The sequence below is a fragment of the uncultured Tateyamaria sp. genome, from assembly GCF_947503045.1.
Taxonomy (GTDB): Bacteria; Pseudomonadota; Alphaproteobacteria; order Rhodobacterales; family Rhodobacteraceae; genus Tateyamaria.
On record NZ_CANNCF010000002.1, the window covers coordinates 998,554 to 1,013,702 of the forward strand.

At 62.4% G+C, this 15,149-nt stretch carries 16 protein-coding genes; 6 read left to right on the forward strand and 10 right to left on the reverse strand.

Annotated features, from left to right (window positions below; genetic code table 11):
• Positions 1–85: 85 nt before the first annotated feature.
• Together pncB and Q1A89_RS13335 are read left to right on the forward strand one after the other, a co-directional pair.
• Complete coding sequence (pncB, locus tag Q1A89_RS13330) at positions 86–1,378, forward strand: nicotinate phosphoribosyltransferase (protein WP_299729182.1); 1,293 nt, start codon at positions 86–88, stop codon at positions 1,376–1,378.
• Between the two features lie 119 nt (positions 1,379–1,497).
• Positions 1,498–2,256 carry a hypothetical protein gene (locus Q1A89_RS13335; RefSeq protein ID WP_299728866.1) on the forward strand — a complete coding sequence of 253 codons (759 nt, stop codon included), beginning with the start codon at positions 1,498–1,500 and terminating at the stop codon, positions 2,254–2,256.
• Here the strand turns inward: Q1A89_RS13335 and Q1A89_RS13340 are convergent.
• Positions 2,222–3,142, reverse strand: coding sequence for a DMT family transporter (locus tag Q1A89_RS13340; RefSeq protein ID WP_299728869.1), 921 nt, complete (start codon positions 3,140–3,142; stop codon positions 2,222–2,224). The two genes, Q1A89_RS13335 and Q1A89_RS13340, sit on opposite strands and share 35 nt — an antisense overlap.
• A gap of 195 nt (positions 3,143–3,337) precedes the next feature.
• On the opposite strand from Q1A89_RS13340, the gene Q1A89_RS13345 reads away from it, so the two are divergent.
• Positions 3,338–3,517 (forward strand): hypothetical protein, encoded by a 180-nt coding sequence (locus Q1A89_RS13345; RefSeq protein WP_299728872.1) that lies wholly within the window; start codon positions 3,338–3,340, stop codon positions 3,515–3,517.
• On the opposite strand, the gene arfB is transcribed toward Q1A89_RS13345, so the two are convergent.
• The 8 genes from arfB to Q1A89_RS13385 form a co-directional block, all read right to left on the reverse strand.
• A complete protein-coding gene (gene arfB / locus Q1A89_RS13350) occupies positions 3,514–3,936 on the reverse strand; it encodes an alternative ribosome rescue aminoacyl-tRNA hydrolase ArfB (protein ID WP_299728875.1) in 423 nt (140 codons plus the stop codon). The two genes, Q1A89_RS13345 and arfB, sit on opposite strands and share 4 nt — an antisense overlap.
• A gap of 20 nt (positions 3,937–3,956) precedes the next feature.
• Positions 3,957–4,352 carry a VOC family protein gene (locus Q1A89_RS13355; RefSeq protein ID WP_366524491.1) on the reverse strand — a complete coding sequence of 132 codons (396 nt, stop codon included), beginning with the start codon at positions 4,350–4,352 and terminating at the stop codon, positions 3,957–3,959.
• 199 nt (positions 4,353–4,551) lie between these two features.
• The gene (locus Q1A89_RS13360; RefSeq protein WP_299728878.1) at positions 4,552–5,181 is read right to left on the reverse strand and encodes a queuosine precursor transporter; all 630 of its coding nucleotides are present in this window, start codon (positions 5,179–5,181) and stop codon (positions 4,552–4,554) included.
• Positions 5,182–5,240: 59 nt separating this feature from the next.
• Complete coding sequence (locus Q1A89_RS13365; RefSeq protein ID WP_299728881.1) at positions 5,241–6,074, reverse strand: esterase-like activity of phytase family protein; 834 nt, start codon at positions 6,072–6,074, stop codon at positions 5,241–5,243.
• Positions 6,047–6,988 carry a penicillin-insensitive murein endopeptidase gene (mepA, locus tag Q1A89_RS13370; protein ID WP_299728884.1) on the reverse strand — a complete coding sequence of 314 codons (942 nt, stop codon included), beginning with the start codon at positions 6,986–6,988 and terminating at the stop codon, positions 6,047–6,049. The genes Q1A89_RS13365 and mepA overlap by 28 nt, the downstream gene beginning before the upstream one ends.
• A complete protein-coding gene (locus Q1A89_RS13375) occupies positions 6,985–8,355 on the reverse strand; it encodes an MFS transporter (RefSeq protein WP_299728887.1) in 1,371 nt (456 codons plus the stop codon). Before Q1A89_RS13375 ends, mepA begins: the two co-directional genes overlap by 4 nt.
• A gap of 75 nt (positions 8,356–8,430) precedes the next feature.
• Positions 8,431–8,943 carry an AAA family ATPase gene (locus Q1A89_RS13380; RefSeq protein WP_299728890.1) on the reverse strand — a complete coding sequence of 171 codons (513 nt, stop codon included), beginning with the start codon at positions 8,941–8,943 and terminating at the stop codon, positions 8,431–8,433.
• 9 nt (positions 8,944–8,952) lie between these two features.
• A complete protein-coding gene (locus Q1A89_RS13385; RefSeq protein WP_299729187.1) occupies positions 8,953–9,522 on the reverse strand; it encodes an acyl-CoA thioesterase in 570 nt (189 codons plus the stop codon).
• Between the two features lie 124 nt (positions 9,523–9,646).
• On the opposite strand from Q1A89_RS13385, the gene Q1A89_RS13390 reads away from it, so the two are divergent.
• The 3 genes from Q1A89_RS13390 (at position 9,647) to yaaA (ending at position 12,859) form a co-directional block, all read left to right on the forward strand.
• Positions 9,647–9,934, forward strand: a complete 288-nt coding sequence (locus Q1A89_RS13390) for a YggT family protein (protein ID WP_299728893.1) — start codon at positions 9,647–9,649, stop codon at positions 9,932–9,934.
• An 83-nt stretch (positions 9,935–10,017) separates the two neighbouring features.
• Complete coding sequence (gene recQ / locus Q1A89_RS13395; protein WP_299728896.1) at positions 10,018–12,060, forward strand: DNA helicase RecQ; 2,043 nt, start codon at positions 10,018–10,020, stop codon at positions 12,058–12,060.
• A gap of 28 nt (positions 12,061–12,088) precedes the next feature.
• Positions 12,089–12,859, forward strand: a complete 771-nt coding sequence (gene yaaA / locus Q1A89_RS13400; protein ID WP_299728899.1) for a peroxide stress protein YaaA — start codon at positions 12,089–12,091, stop codon at positions 12,857–12,859.
• Here the strand turns inward: yaaA and Q1A89_RS13405 are convergent.
• Positions 12,847–15,030 (reverse strand): response regulator, encoded by a 2,184-nt coding sequence (locus Q1A89_RS13405; protein ID WP_299728902.1) that lies wholly within the window; start codon positions 15,028–15,030, stop codon positions 12,847–12,849. The genes yaaA and Q1A89_RS13405 overlap by 13 nt on opposite strands.
• Positions 15,031–15,149: the final 119 nt, after the last annotated feature.

The following is a 15,149-nucleotide window of genomic DNA, read 5'->3' on the forward strand; positions in this document are numbered from 1 at the left end:
AAGTTTCGCCGATGGGTGGGCCTGCCCTTGCCCCGGCGCGCGCGACTTGGCACAACGGGTGCGCCTGCATCTGGAAAGTGCCCCCATGGTCGACATTGCCACCCGCGTCTGGAACCACAAGTGGAAGATCGATCCCATCGTGCGGTCGCTGATCGACACGGACTTCTACAAGCTGCTCATGTGCCAGTCGGTGTTCCGCAACAAGCCGGACACGCAGGTCCGGTTCAGCCTGATCAACCGGTCGACCCATGTGCCGCTGGCCCATCTGATCGACGAGGGCGAGTTGCGCGAGCAGCTGGATCACATCCGCTCGCTGTCCCTCAGCCGCGGCGAAAGCACGTGGATGCGCGGCAACACGTTTTACGGCAAGCGGCAAATGTTCACGCCCGAGTTCATGGACTGGTTCGAGGCGCTGCGCCTGCCGCCCTACCATCTGGAGCGCCGTGGCGATCAGTACGAGCTGACCTTTGAAGGGTCCTGGCCCGAGGTGATGCTGTGGGAAATCCCCGCCCTGGCTGTGCTGATGGAACTGCGCGGCCGCGCGGTGCTGAACAGCATGGGCCGGTTCGAATTGCAGGTCCTTTATGCCCGCGCGATGACCAAGCTGTGGGAAAAGATCGAACGGCTGCGCGAGCTGGATGATCTGCGGGTGGCTGATTTCGGCACGCGGCGGCGGCACAGTTTCCTGTGGCAGGACTGGTGCGTGCAGGCGATGGGCGAGGGGCTGGCGGGGGCCTTTGCAGGCACGTCGAACTGCCTGATCGCCAAGAACCGCGATCTGGAAGCCATCGGCACCAATGCCCATGAGTTGCCCATGGTCTATTCCGCGCTGGCCACGGATGATGCGGCCCTTGCCAAGGCCCCGTACGAGGTGCTGAGCGACTGGCACGACGAACATGACGGCAACCTGCGCATCATTCTGCCCGACACCTACGGCACCAAGGGCTTCCTTGATAACGCGCCGGACTGGCTGGCGGGCTGGACCGGTATCCGCATCGACAGCGGCGACCCGGCCACGGGGGCCGAAACGGCGATCAACTGGTGGAAGCAGCGCGGCGAAGATCCGCGCGATAAGTTGGTGATTTTTTCAGACGGGTTGGATGTGGACAAGATCATTGAACTGCAGGCCCAATTTGTGGATCGGGTCCGGGTGTCCTTTGGGTGGGGTACGATGTTGACAAATGATTTCAAAGGCTTGACCAAGGATGACCGTCTCGCGCCGTTTTCATTGGTGTGCAAGGCCGTGTCGGCCAACGGGCAGCCCACCGTCAAACTGTCGGACAATCCCAACAAGGCGATGGGCCCGGCGACCGAAATCGAACGCTACAAACGCGTGTTCAAGGTTGGCGCGCAAGACCCGCAGGCTGTGGTCGTTTGAACACACTTTTCTGAAACAAGGCAATTGTGGCGAAATCTGGGCCATTTGCCTCAAAGTGGTCACAATTGCTTTTTACCTCCCTCGGTAAACAAAACAAAAAAACATCTGAGGCAGGCAAAATGAAGCGAATTTCCATACTCCTTTCGTCGCTATCCGTCGTTGCTGTGGTGGGCGCGTGCGGTCCGGCCAACGAGATTACAACCCGTGCCGCGCAGGATCCGCTGAGCTTTCGCCAAGGGCCATCGATGAGCGTGGTCGAAGTGCAGGCGGATGCGCTGAACCACATGGCCGATCAGCTGGTGCTGGATTCCAAGGTGCGCGGATCGTTCAACAGCGCGCTTGTCGATTGCGGCCTTGCCATCCTGACGCCGGGCAAGCGCCCCGTTTGCGGTCGCAACAGCGGCTCGGTCGAACTGGTCCCTGCGGTTGCCCTTGTCGACAACATTCAGGACATGCACGGCCAGATGGACACGCTTGAGGTTGGCCTGCCGGACATGATCGCAGCCCAGGATGCCCGCCTTGCCGACCTTGAGGCGCGTCGCATCGCCGGGGCCGTGTCCGAGGCCCAGTACGACGAAGAAGTGGCCGCCATCAATCGCACCCGCACCCGCATCGCCGAGTCGCTGGCATTGACCGCCGCGCAGGCTGAACGCGCCCAGTCCAACATGCAGACGGCCAGTGCGCGCGGTCAGGTCGGGTTGGGTTGGCACCTGAACGCCACGGCGCAACTGGCCCGCGACGTCAACGGCGCCCGCGCCCAACTGGGGCTGCTGGATGCGCCTGTGCCGGTCTCGGGCGATTATGTGGCCTCAAACGTGCCGGTGTTCGCCGCCGCAAGCCCGATCACACATCGGCCCCGGTCGGGCGAGTTGCGCTGACCCTACCCCGCTGTCTTTCGCGCCAGATGATCAACAGCCCCCCGGCGGCAATCAGCAGCGCGCCGGGAAACAGCGCGTCCCATGGTGCTTCGTCAAAGAACAGCCAGCCCATCACAAAGGCGAGCGGGATGCCGAAATAGCTGAACGGGGCGAGGTTGCTTTGTTCGGTCATGCGGTAGCTGACCACGAGGAAGAGGACCGCCGTGCCGCCAAAGCCCCCCATTGCGACGATCCATGCCAGATCGGTGGCGCTTTGGATCGGAGTGAAGCCGCCAAAGGACATCGCGATCAGAAAGGCGCCGACCAGTGCGGCCACGGAGGAATAGAGATTGACCAGCGGGCTGGGCACATCGTCATCCATCATCCGCGCGGTGACCCCGACCAGCGCGTAAAACGCCGCCGCGCCCAGCGGCAGCAGCGCAATGGGCGTGAACGTGTCGGAGCCCGGTTGCATCACCAGCACAACGCCGACAAAGCCGATCAGAACCGCGCCCCAGCGCACCCATCCAACCTTTTCCCCCAGCAGGGGCACGGCGAGTGCGGTCATGAACAGCGCATTGGCGTAGGTGATGGTCGAAGCGGTGGCAAAGGCCATCTGCCCCAGCGCGATATAGAAGAAAAGCTGGGCAAAGGTGACAATCCCGCCGCGCGCCAGCGCCAGTTTCCACTGGCGGATGCGCAATCGCCGCCCGTCCTTGTGCCATTGCCGCGACAGGCCAAGCGCGACAACGCCCGGAATGATCCCGAACAGATTGCGCCATGCGGAGAGTTCGGCGGCCGTGTAGGTCCCCGACAAATGCTTGATCACCAGCCCCATCGCGTCAAACAGGGTCAGGGCCACAAGGCTGAGAAAAATGGCCAGGCCAGTGCGGTCGGTGGGGCGCAAGGGAGAACTCGGTCTGATTGAGGGTGGTTGAGGGCGACGTTACGCGCTTTGCGCGCCATGTCACGTCAGGAAATCGGAACTTTTTGGGGTGTCAGGAAATAAGATACCCGCATAGCGTGTATTTGCCCAATCTGTGCCACATTTGGGGGGTAAACTGGAACCAATAATGAAGAAGCAGACATATTGGACAGAAAAGTGAAACGTATCATTGCTTTCGCCACGCTTGCTGCGCTGATGGGCGTTGCCGGTTGCGGCACAACGACAGATGAGGTCACCCGATCCGAGGCGGCCCCCCTCGGTATCTTCGGGATCAAACCCGATCACAGCGGTGCCACGTCGACCCGATCCTCGATCGATCTGTTGTCCCTGACCTAATCCGTCGGATTCACGCGACCGCGCATAGCCTTGACCTCTCCGCGCACCTTTTTGGCCTTGAGCCTGCGTTTCTTGGACCCCAGCGTGGGCCGGGTCGCAATGCGCCGCTTGGGCGCCACCAACGCTTTTTCGATCAGTTCCGCCAGACGTTTGCGTGCGATGTCGCGATTGCGCGCCTGACTGCGGGTTTCATCACATTGGATGATCAGCGCGCCCTCTTGTGTCCAGCGGCGTCCTGCCAGCCGCTTGAGACGGGTCTTGACCGGACCGGGCAGGTTCGGGGAGCGCGCCGCCTCAAAGCGCAACTCGACCGCCGTGGCGACCTTGTTCACGTTCTGACCACCCGGGCCTGAGGCGCGCACGAATTGCTCGCTCAATTCCCAGTCTTCGATTGTGATGGTGTCGTTGATCCGCAGCATGGCAATCGGGGTTCTTCAGTTCAGGCTAGTCTGCCGGACACGCTGACCGAATTGCCGGCGGGATCCTTGGCGTTGGCAAACACATAGCCATCTGCCGTGTGCAGGGGGCCGAACTCAAGCCCTTTGGCACGTGCCATATCGCAAAACGCGGCGACATGCTGAATGGCGAACACCAGTTTGACCAGCGTCTGGCCCTGTTTGCGCCCCTTGCCCATCTGGCGCAACAGCAGGGTCACGCCCGGGCCGGGTGGACGCAATTCGACGATCCGGTCCCCTTCTTCAATGTGCACTGCGTAGCCGAAATGGTGGGTGTAGAACGCGGCCATCTCGTCGATGCGTGATGTGTAAAGAACGAGGCTGCTGAGTGGCGGAGAAATCTCGTGGTCTCCTTGATCGAAAAAGGGCCACCCATTCAGGCGGCCCTTCTCGAAATGTTTCGGAGGTTGTGTCGGTTAGGTCAACCGACCAACTTGGCGGTCCTCACCGCGCGGGGCTGCCCTAGCAGGCGACCTCCCAAGTTGTTCCGACACCTCTCTCCAATACCTTTCTTGACACTGGATCACCTCCTTTACATTTGTTGAACTCATCCCCAGCTTTGCACAGCCGAGTCAAAAGTCAACGAATTTCGGCAGGTGTGGCCATGCGTGCCGTGATCGCGCGAAATGGTGCCAAAGCAATGAGCGCAAGCGTCAGTTTGACCGCCCAGTCGGCGATGGCCAGCGACACCCAGAGCGGAGCCAGCGGGCCAACCCCGAGGATCGGCAGGATTTCACCGGCCCAGGCCACGTCATTGGCAGGCTCGATAAAAGTCAGGCTGGCCGAGAAGGCGATGGTAAAGAACAGGGCGGTGTCCACGGTGCTGCCGATCAGGGTCGAGACCAGCGGCGCCTTCCACCACACCCCTTTGCGCAGGGCGGCAAAGATCCCAACGTCTAGCAGCTGTGCGGTGAGGAACGCGAGGCCCGAGCCGATGGCGATGCGCAGCGTGACCAGCGGGCCAAATTCGCCCATGATCTGCGTGCCGATGAGCGAGCAGATGACCCCCACGACAAAGCCTGCAAAGACCACCGTGCGCGCCGGACCTGCGCCATAGACCCGGTTCATGATATCCGTCACCAGAAAGGCGAGCGGATAGGTGAACGCCCCCCATGTCAGCCAGTTGCCGAACAGGTATTGGACGAGAATGTTGGAGGCCACCACGATGGCGGCCATGGCGATGATGCCGGGAAGATGTGCGCGTGTCATAATATATGCCCGTTTTTGCAAGGTAGCGGCGACTTGGTTCGAAGGTGAACTCGGGCCTCTTAGTCGCAGCGTGCCCCGCCCGCAAGCGTTTCCGTCAGGGCGTATTCTATCAGTTCGCTGGCCTGCACGGAGAGAAAGTTGTTGTCCGACACCATGCTCAGGCAGGTCGCACCGCTATTCGAGCGCCAGACGGAGATCCCCTCGAGGTTGTCGTGGGTGCCGAGGGAGGTTTTGAGCAACGTCTCTGCGACCGGCGGGTCTGCCTGCAGATCGATGCGCCGGATGCGGGTACGAAAGCCGAGCGGAGAAAAGCTGCGCTCCAGCACATAGAGCAGGCCGTCGGGCCCGAAATCCGCGCCTGTGGGTCGGAACCCCTCCGCGCGGGGCAGGGCGGCGGCGACGCTCCACCTGTCACCAGCAAAGCGGTAGATCGGGATAGGCCCGCCCCTGGTGCGGGGGTTTTCTGGGATCGTGTAGATCACCCCATCTGGCGTCGCGGCCAGTGCCTCAAGCGCGCCGTTTCGGGGCAGGGCGTTGAATTCACGCGGGCTGGGCAGGATGTCACCGTTCAGCGTCGAGATATTGCCGGGATCTTCGTAGCTGATGAATACATCCGCGCCGCTGATCGCCAGCCCTTCGGTGTCGCGGTCGGGGAAAGGCAGGCGGATAGCACGGATATCGCTGATCCGCCCTGACGACTCGTTGCGCGAAATGGCAAAGCGGTGCCCCGTGCCCCGATCCGACAGGACGAGGGCCGCTGCGCCATCCGCCTCAACCTCGATCGCCGAAATGCCGCCCAGACCCGTCAGCGGAATGTTCCGCAGGTGGGTCAGGGGGTCAGCCGGTGAGGCAGTGGCGGAGGCGATCAGCGCGAGGCTAAGACGCCAGCGCATTGTTGGGGCAGGTCACCGACGCGCAATTCGCGGCGTGGCTTGGCGGCCGGTGCATTGGGATCGCGCGGCTTGGGCGGGGGCGGATTGAGGATGTCGTTCACCCATTGCTGCGCATCCGCGCATCCGTCTCCGGGTGGGGGCGGGGCCTGATTTGTGCAACCCCTCGCGCCCTTGGGGCAGGTTAGCCGCACGTGGAAATGATAGTGATGCCCGTACCAGGGGCGCACCTTGTTCAGCCACGCTCGGTCGCCTTTTTCGTCCTTGCACATCTGCACCTTGGCGCCGGGAAAGACGAAAATCCGCGCCGTGCGCTTGTCGCTGGCAGCGGCCTTGATGATCTCGTGATGAGCGCGGGTCCAGCTTGAGTTGGTAAAGGCACCCTTGGCCCGACGGGTCGAGATCGAGCTGATGTTCTCGCGATCCGTCACCGAAAGGTTGAGGTTGCTGGCGGGCAGCATCCAGATGTCGGCATCAAGCCCGATCTGGTGGCTGCGATGCCCGGTCAGCATTGGCCCGCCGCGCGGCTGGCTCATGTCGCCCACATAAAGGCCGTTCCAGCCGGGTTGCTGTGCGGCGGTGCGAGAGAGTTTCTGTACAAAGTCCACAAGCTCGGGATGGCCCCAGTTGCGGTTGCGGCTGAGCCGCATGGCCTGCCATGTCGGCCCTGTTTCGGCCAGTTGCTGCGCCCCGGCCAGACATCCGCGGGCATAGCCGCCAAAGGGTGCCGGGTTCTGCACGGAGGCGCGGCGTTTGCCGCCGAATTGCCCCTTGGCGATGTTTTGCAGGGTGGCGGGGTCAACGTCTGGCCGCACTGTGCCGTCGATGTCGACCTCGGCGGTGCTGGCGCAGGCGACAATGAAGAGGGCGGCAACAAAGCCAGCGATCAGGGCTGTGGACCTACGGATTTGCATCATGGGGCAAGCTCACCTTTAGGATGCACCCAGCGTAACATGATCAGCCCCAAAAGGAAGAGACCCAATAGCGGAGAAACGCCCAATTGCGTGCTGCCCGTCACCGCCGTCGCCACCCCGATCAGGAACGGCGCGATAAAGGCGGTGGCCCGCCCGGTCAGCCCATAGAGCCCAAAGCTTTCGGTTGGGGCGGCGGGATCGCAGTGGCGCACCATCAACGTGCGGCTGGCCGATTGCATGACGCCGCCCATGCCACCGATCAACACGCCACAGATGTAAAAGATGATGTCCGGCGCCATTGACCCCTCGGCCAGTGGAATGCCGAACATGGCGTCGCGCGACAGGTTCACCAGCATGAAGCAGACCCCCATCAGGACGAGGATGGTGGTGATGACCACCGGTTTGGGGCCAAAGCGTTTGTCCGCGTGCCCGCCGAGATAGCTGAACACTGACGCCCCGATGGCCGCGATGATCCCGAATACGCCCACCTGCACGACGCTGAAATCCAGCACCAGCAGCGCGAATGTGCCGCCAAAGCTGTAAAGCCCGTTCAGCGCGTCGCGATAGAGCATGGACGATCCGAGATAGGCGAACAGGCTGCGTTTGGCTGGCAGCGCGCGCACCGTGGACCACAGGCGCGAGAGTGCAGCCCCGACAGAAGTGCGTGTTCCGGTCGGGCGCACCTCGCGCACCCAGAGGAAGTAGGGGATCATGAAGATCATGAACCACAGTGCCACAAATGGCCCCGTGAACCGCGTGCCCTGCCGTGTTTCCGCGTCGAGCAGGCCAAACCCCGGATCAAGCCCAAGTAGCGTTTTGCCGTTGGGCTGTTCGGCAAAGAGCAGCAGGATCAGGAACAGCGACAGCACCCCGCCCGCATAGCCAAAGCTGAAGGCGGAGCCGGAGATTTGCCCGATCTCTTCTTCGGTCCCAAGCGAGGGGAGCTGCGCATTGATGAAAATCAGCGCGTATTCGGCCCCGATGAAGCCAAAGGCAAAGGCCATGAGCATCCACATCAGGTTGCCGCCATCCGGTGCGGTGAACCACAGCCCACCGGCCCCCGCGACCAGCATCAGGGAAAACCCGATGATCCACGGAATGCGCCGCCCGCCCGTGTCGGCCATCGCCCCGAGCAGCGGCGCGCCAAAGCCGATGATCAGTCCGGTGATGGTCAGCGTGAACGACCACATCGCCTGCGCATTGGCCTTGGCCAGTTCGGTTTCCACCCCCTGGGACAGAAAGTTCTCGCTGGCCAGCGAGACAAAGAACGGACCAAAGATGAAGGTCAGCAGGACAGTATGGTACGGCTGGCTGGCCCAGTCGAAAAAGAACCAGCCCCAGATACGCTTTTTCAGACTGATTTCGGCCATGCCCGTCCCCACATTCTTTTTGTTGCAGGGACAAAAGCAGGCTGCAGGCGGCGTGGCAAGAAAAGCTTTGACGGCTCAGCCTTGGGGCAGGTGGGCGAGGACAAAGGCAACGCGCTCTGCCACCGGTGCTTTGGGCAGTGGGATGGCGTCATAGCCAAGGGTGTCGAGGGCGTGGGCGAGGCGGGTGTATTCCTCGGTCGCGGCGCTCAGGTCGTGGCGGCGGCCTGCGTCCTGTTGATAGATTTCGGGCCAGGGCGGGGCGAGGAAAACCGCTTTGTCATAGTGCCGCGTGTCGCCGAGCGTCTGGTCCAGCGCTGGGCCGCCATGATGGGCGAGGGCCACGGCGGCGTCGATCAGCCCGCGGTCGAAAAAGGTGGGGGAAGTTCTGGTCGCTGCCAGATCGGCGCGGGACAGTTCGACCGCGCGCCGTGCAAAACCAGCGGGATCGACCCAGGGCAGCGCACGCCCCTCGGCGACGATACGACGACCGGGTTCGGACACGGTAGCATAGCCGCGCGCAGCAAGTGCATCGAGCAGCGTGGATTTGCCGCCGCCCGAACATCCGGTGATGAGGTAGCGGCCTGTCATGCCGTTGGGTTACGCGACGGATTTCAGGATTGGCGCTGGGGCCTCGTCCTGCATGGGTGGCCATGGGCGCTGGGCCTCGGCCTTGATCCATGCGGCAATCCAGTCGGGTGTTTCCGGCGAGGTCGCCGTCTGCCCCATCTCGCGCAGGACACGGTCGGGTGGCACGATGCCGTTCTGATCGGTCACGGCGGCGCGATAGAGAACGTGACTGGCGCATTCCCCGTTCGTCTGCCACATCGACTGTTCAATGTAGACGAACTTGTCATCCCAGCACACCGCGCGGCTGCGCATCTCGAAGCGTTCAAAGGCATGCAGACGACGGCGATAGCGCACCGACGAACCCGCCATGGTCAGCCCCCAACGCTGCGCCCTGAGCGTCCCCATCAACCCGGCGCGCAGGCCCATGCCGAGACGGCCGAGATCATAGAGTGTCAGCGCGCGGCCATTGTTCAGCTCGAGAATACCATCCAGATCCCATGGCCACACCCGGTGCCGGGACACGTGCATATCCGTCAACCCCAGCGCTGGCTGGCGGCTGGCGATCAGCATGTCTTTGACAAGTCGAATGAAAGGAAACATCGCGTCCAACTCCTTTGTTTCATACATGCGTTTGGGCGGCGAAACTTCAATGGGTGGGGTGATGTGACCTTGCGCCGCATCGCGCTGCGCCCTAGGTCTGGTGAAATCGAAAAGGGACGCCGCGATGTTCGCCATATACGAATTGCTTCAACTGATCCTGGGCGTGGTCTACATGATCATGATCGTCCACATCATCATGAGCTGGCTGATCAGCTTTCAGGTGCTGAACCTGCATCAGCCGATTGTCGGGCAGATCTGGATGGGCCTGAACAAGCTTCTGGAGCCGATCTATCGCCCGATCCGACGTATCCTGCCCGACACCCATCCGCTTGATCTGGCACCGCTGGTGGCCTTTGTCGGGCTGATCGCAGTGCGCTCGATCATTCTGCCCGCCGTGTTTGGTTTACGCTGATCTGAGGTCTTGTTCACCGCCTGTTAAAATGTGAGTCTGTACCCAAAGAGCAGACTGCATAAAAATTGACAGGGTTTTGAGACATGATCAGCGCTGCCACGCTGTTGCGGGACGTATTCGGGTTTGACGATTTCCGCCCCGGTCAGGAAGAGATCGTGGACGCCGTGGTGGCGGGTGAAAACACCCTGGCCATCATGCCGACGGGTGGCGGTAAGTCCCTTTGTTTTCAATTGCCTGCGCTGATGCGCGATGGGGTGACGGTGGTGATTTCGCCGCTGATCGCCCTGATGCGCGACCAGGTGCGCGCGCTGCAGGAGGCGGGCGTGAACGCAGGCGCACTGACCTCCGGCAACACGCCTGAAGAGACGGATGCAGTCTGGACGGCGCTGGAACGGGGCGAGTTGAAACTGCTCTACATGGCGCCCGAACGCCTTGGCGCGGGGTCGGCCATTGGCATGCTGCGCCGCATCGGCGTGAATCTGATTGCCGTGGACGAGGCCCATTGCGTGAGCCAATGGGGCCATGATTTCCGCCCCGACTACCTGCGGATCGGCGAATTGCGCCGCGCGTTGGATGTGCCGCTGGCCGCCTTTACCGCGACGGCAGATGCGGAAACGCAAGTCGAGATCATCCAAAAGCTGTTTGATGGGGTGGCGCCGCGCAGCTTTCTGCGTGGCTTTGACCGGCCCAACATCCACCTTGCCTTTGCCGCCAAGAACGGGCCACGGGCGCAGGTTTTGAACTTTGCCGCCGCGCGCAAGGGACAGTCGGGCATCGTCTATTGCGGCACGCGGGCCAAGACCGAAACGCTGGCCCATGCGCTGCGCGAGGCGGGGCACAGCGCGATCCACTATCACGGTGGCATGGAGGCCGAGGACCGGCGCATCGCAGAGCGCCGGTTCCAGCAGGAAGACGGGCTGATCGTCGCCGCCACCGTCGCCTTTGGTATGGGCGTGGACAAGCCCGACATCCGCTGGGTGGCCCATGCGGACCTGCCCAAAAGCATTGAGGCCTATTACCAGGAGATCGGGCGTGCGGGCCGCGACGGGGCCCCTGCCGAAACGCTGACCCTGTTCGGCCCCGAAGACATCAAGCTACGGCGTAGCCAGATCGACGAAGGGCTGGCACCGCCCGAACGGCGCATGGCCGATCACGCGCGTCTGAACGCGCTGCTTGGTCTGGCCGAGGCGCTGGAATGTCGGCGCAAGACGCTGCTGGGCTATTTCGGTGAGACCGAAGTGAGTTGCGGCACCTGCGATCTGTGTGATGCGCCCGCCGAGGTGTTTGACGGCACAACGGCGGTGCGCAAGGCGCTGTCGGCGATGCTGCGCACGGATGAGTGGTTTGGCGCAGGCCACCTGATCGACATTCTGCTGGGGGCCAAAACCGACAAGATCAAACAGCGCGGGCATGACCGATTGCCGACCTATGGGGTGGGCAAGGAGTATTCCAAGGGTCAGTGGCAGGCGGTGTTTCGTCAGATGATGGGGCATGATCTGGTGCGCCCGGACCCGGACCGGCATGGCGCGCTGCGCATGACGGACGCGGCCCTGCCGATCCTGCGGGACGAGGCGCGGATCACGCTGCGCCGGGACACCATCGCTGCCGCTGTTGAGCGTCGCCCGGCGGTCAAGGAAATGGTGTCGGAGGAAAACGCGCCGCTGCTCTCTGCGCTCAAGGCCAAGCGGCGCGGGCTGGCCGAGGCGGCGCGGGTGCCGGCCTATGTGATTTTCCCGGACCGGACGCTGATCGAAATGGCCGAGAAACGGCCCAACAACCTGGATCAGATGGCGCAGATCAGCGGCGTCGGTGCCAAGAAACTGGACAAGTTCGGGGATGCGTTCCTTGAGGTGATCAATGGCGAGGCCGCCGCCCTGCACCCGACCCGGCGCAGGCTGGCAGGCAAGGATGCGGGCGCGATCTATGACCAGTTGTTGGCGGTGCAGGCGGAATTGGCGCGCGGATCGGACGGCACGGACAAGCCGCTGAGCTGTTCGGCCACGCAATTGGCCAAGGTGGCGCAACTGCGCGGCGGGGATGATGCCGCGCTGGAACGGCTGCTTGGGGATCGCAAGGCGGAACGATTTGGCCCGGCCTTTCTGGACGTGCTGCGCGACGCGGGCTAGATCAGGCTCAATCAGATGGGGTGAGCGGATGTTGGTGGTGATTTCTCCGGCCAAACGGCTGGACTGGGCGGAACGGGATGTGGCGACGACCGCGCCTGCGATGCAGGCGGATGCGATGCGGCTGGCGCGGACGGCGCGCAACCTCACATTGGGCAAGCTCAAGGGGCTGATGGACCTGAGCGACGATCTGGCGCGCCTGAACCGCGACCGGTTTCAGGCGTTCGAGGATGCGCCGAAGGCCGAGGTGACGCGCCCTGCGATGCTGGCCTTTGCCGGGGACACCTATCAGGGGCTGGAGGCGGCAAGCCTCACGAGCGAAGAGACGGCTTATGCCCAAGATCACCTGCGCATTTTGTCCGGCCTGTATGGTCTGTTGCGCCCTTTGGACGCGATCCAGCCCTACCGGCTGGAGATGGGCAGCCGGTTGAAAACACGGCGGGGCGCGACGCTGTATGAGTATTGGCGCAATGACATTGCCAAGGCGCTGAACGCGCAGGCCGAGGCGGTGGGCGCGGACATGGTGGTGAACTGCGCCAGCCAGGAATACTTCGGCGCAGTGCCGCTGAAGCCGCTGAAACCACGCGTGATCACTCCGGTCTTTATGGAAGAAAAAGGGACCGGACCCAAGATCGTCAGCTTTTTCGCCAAGCGGGCGCGGGGGGCGATGGCGCGGCATATGGTGCAGAACCGGGTGCGTGATCTGGATGGGCTGCGCGCCTTTGACAGCGACGGTTACCGGTATCAGCCCGACGCCTCGGATGATCAGAAGCTGGTCTTTGTCCGGCCCTATCCGGCCTGAAGGGCAGCGTCATCGTCGTCAGGAAGCGGTGGCGGCGCGTCGGGTGGACACAGATCGCGCAGCATGCCGTGAATTTCGGGTTTGCGCAGGGGTTTGGTGAGGTAGTGATCGATGCCGCTGGCCAGAATGCCCTGATCGTCACCATCCATCGCGTGCGCGGTGAGGGCGACGATGGGAATGTGGCCGCCGCTGCCTTCTTCGATCTCGCGAATTTTCATGGTCGCCTCTTTGCCGTCCATCTTGGGCATCGAAATATCCATAAAGATCATGTCGGGTACAAAGCTTTGGAACAACTCGACCGCCTCAATCCCGTTGGCGGCGAATTTGAGGTCGATATCGGCGTCCTTCACCATCTTGCGAAAGACCAGTTGATTGGTCTTGTTGTCCTCTGCCGCCAGCACGCGCATTTTGCGCACCTTTGGCGGCTCAGGCTCTTCCTTGCGGGTGATCAGGGGACCAACAGACTGCAACTGTTTGAACAGATCGGCGCGCGGCAAGGGCTTTTGCAGGATCGCGTGCAGGTGTGACGCGCCGGGATCGTTGGCCGCAAAGCTGGTGTTTGAGCTCAGCAGGATGATGGGGGTCTCGCAGCCCTCGTTTCGAATGGCTTCGGCCAATTCAAGACCATCCATGCCCGGCATGTTGTGATCGGTGAGGACGAGGTCGATATTGTCGAGCTTTTTCAACGCCTCAGCCCCGCTGGCGCAAGTCACGACGCCCATGCCGATCTGCTCCAGCTGGCGGCGCAGGATGGTGCGGTTGGCTTCGACATCATCGACCACCAGAACGCGGCGCAACCCGGCGGGCACGGGCGGATGGGCCGGCAATTCGGCATTGCCCAGTTCCAGCGGAATCTTGAAGCCAAAGCACGAGCCCACGCCATCCTCGCTTGTGACCCACATCTCGCCCTGCATCAGTTCGACCAGACGCTGCGAAATCGCCAGCCCCAGCCCGGTGCCGTCGAATTGGCGGTTGCGTTCGTTTTCAACCTGATTGAACTCGCCAAAGATGTGTTGGATCTTGTCCTCGGGGATGCCGATGCCGGTGTCCTCGATGGCGATATTGACGGTGGCCTGCCCGCTTTCAATATCCGGCACACCGGTGACACGCACCAGCACGTGCCCCTCAGAGGTGAATTTGACCGCGTTGCCCATCAGGTTGGTCAGGACCTGCCGCACGCGCCCGGGGTCGCCGACATAGACGGTGGGCAGGAACAGGTCGTAATCCACCAGCAAGGTCAGGCCCTTGTCCCGTGCGGAGGGCTGCAACAGCATGATCACCTCGTGAATGCAGCGTTCCAGATCGAACGGTTCGGGGTGCAACTGCAGCTTTTTCGCCTCGATCTTGGAATAGTCGAGCACGTCGTTGATGATGACCAGCAGCGCCTCGCCCGAGTTCTTGATGGTGTCGACATAAAGCCGCTGTTCTTCGGTCAGGGCGGTGTCGCCCAGCAGTTCGGCCATGCCCACAACGCCATTCATCGGGGTCCTGATCTCGTGGCTCATGTTGGCGAGAAAGGCGGATTTGGCGCGGCTGGCGGCCTCGGCCTCGGCGCGGGCGGTTTTGAGTTGTTTTTCATACTCGACGGATTCAGTGATGTTCAGCCCGAGCGAGACGATGTCTCCGCCCTGACCCCGCCGGTCGACCAGCTTGATGTACTGACCATTCCAAAGCCGGATCGTGATCGGTTCGGGCTGGGGCTGCATCCAGCGGTCCGTCATCATCTCGCGCCAGTCTTGTGCCGCGAGTTTGCCGGTGTTGACGATCCCCTCGTCGGTCAGCACCTGCAGAATGGTGACGTAATGCACACCGGGGCGGATGATTTCGAGTTTGTCGAAAATGGCCAGATAACTGCTGTTTGCGGCAATCATCCGGTTGTCCGAGTTGAAAAAGGCAAAGCCGTCGGTGATTGTCTGGACCGAGTGCCACAGCCGTCGCTCTGCGATTTCGACCTTCTGGTTGGCTTGCCCCAGTTCGGTCTTGACCCGTTCGTTTTCGGTTTTGACGTTGGCCACTTCGGCGCGTGTTTCCACGATTTCGCCCTGAAGTGCCGCGGCATGGCGCCCAAGCTTGCGATTGGCGGCCGACAATTCGGCCTGCTTGAGCTCCAACAGCCGTTCGGCTGCCAGCCGCCCGCGCCGTTCTAGCGCCAGCTTATTCGCCAGGCTCATCTCAGTGCTCCGCCAACATCTTTGTGCCTGCGCTTATGTCACCATGATGGTGAAGATCGACTTAACCGCGCCTGTCGAAACATTTGCAGGCCCCCGCCGCGCATGGCAGGCTGCCACCA

Excerpts from the sequence above, each read along its gene's own strand:
- recQ (WP_299728896.1), top strand. The coding sequence starts at position 10,018 with ATGATCAGCGCTGCCACGCTGTTGCGGGACGTATTCGGGTTTGACGAT.
- Q1A89_RS13335 (WP_299728866.1), top strand. The coding sequence starts at position 1,498 with ATGAAGCGAATTTCCATACTCCTTTCGTCGCTATCCGTCGTTGCTGTG.
- Q1A89_RS13385 (WP_299729187.1), bottom strand. The coding sequence starts at position 9,522 with ATGTTTCCTTTCATTCGACTTGTCAAAGACATGCTGATCGCCAGCCGC.
- Q1A89_RS13405 (WP_299728902.1), bottom strand. The coding sequence starts at position 15,030 with ATGAGCCTGGCGAATAAGCTGGCGCTAGAACGGCGCGGGCGGCTGGCA.
- Q1A89_RS13360 (WP_299728878.1), bottom strand. The coding sequence starts at position 5,181 with ATGACACGCGCACATCTTCCCGGCATCATCGCCATGGCCGCCATCGTG.
- mepA (WP_299728884.1), bottom strand. The coding sequence starts at position 6,988 with ATGATGCAAATCCGTAGGTCCACAGCCCTGATCGCTGGCTTTGTTGCC.
- pncB (WP_299729182.1), top strand. The coding sequence starts at position 86 with ATGGTCGACATTGCCACCCGCGTCTGGAACCACAAGTGGAAGATCGAT.
- Q1A89_RS13390 (WP_299728893.1), top strand. The coding sequence starts at position 9,647 with ATGTTCGCCATATACGAATTGCTTCAACTGATCCTGGGCGTGGTCTAC.
- Q1A89_RS13375 (WP_299728887.1), bottom strand. The coding sequence starts at position 8,355 with ATGGCCGAAATCAGTCTGAAAAAGCGTATCTGGGGCTGGTTCTTTTTC.
- Q1A89_RS13365 (WP_299728881.1), bottom strand. The coding sequence starts at position 6,074 with ATGCGCTGGCGTCTTAGCCTCGCGCTGATCGCCTCCGCCACTGCCTCA.
- yaaA (WP_299728899.1), top strand. The coding sequence starts at position 12,089 with ATGTTGGTGGTGATTTCTCCGGCCAAACGGCTGGACTGGGCGGAACGG.
- arfB (WP_299728875.1), bottom strand. The coding sequence starts at position 3,936 with ATGCTGCGGATCAACGACACCATCACAATCGAAGACTGGGAATTGAGC.
- Q1A89_RS13380 (WP_299728890.1), bottom strand. The coding sequence starts at position 8,943 with ATGACAGGCCGCTACCTCATCACCGGATGTTCGGGCGGCGGCAAATCC.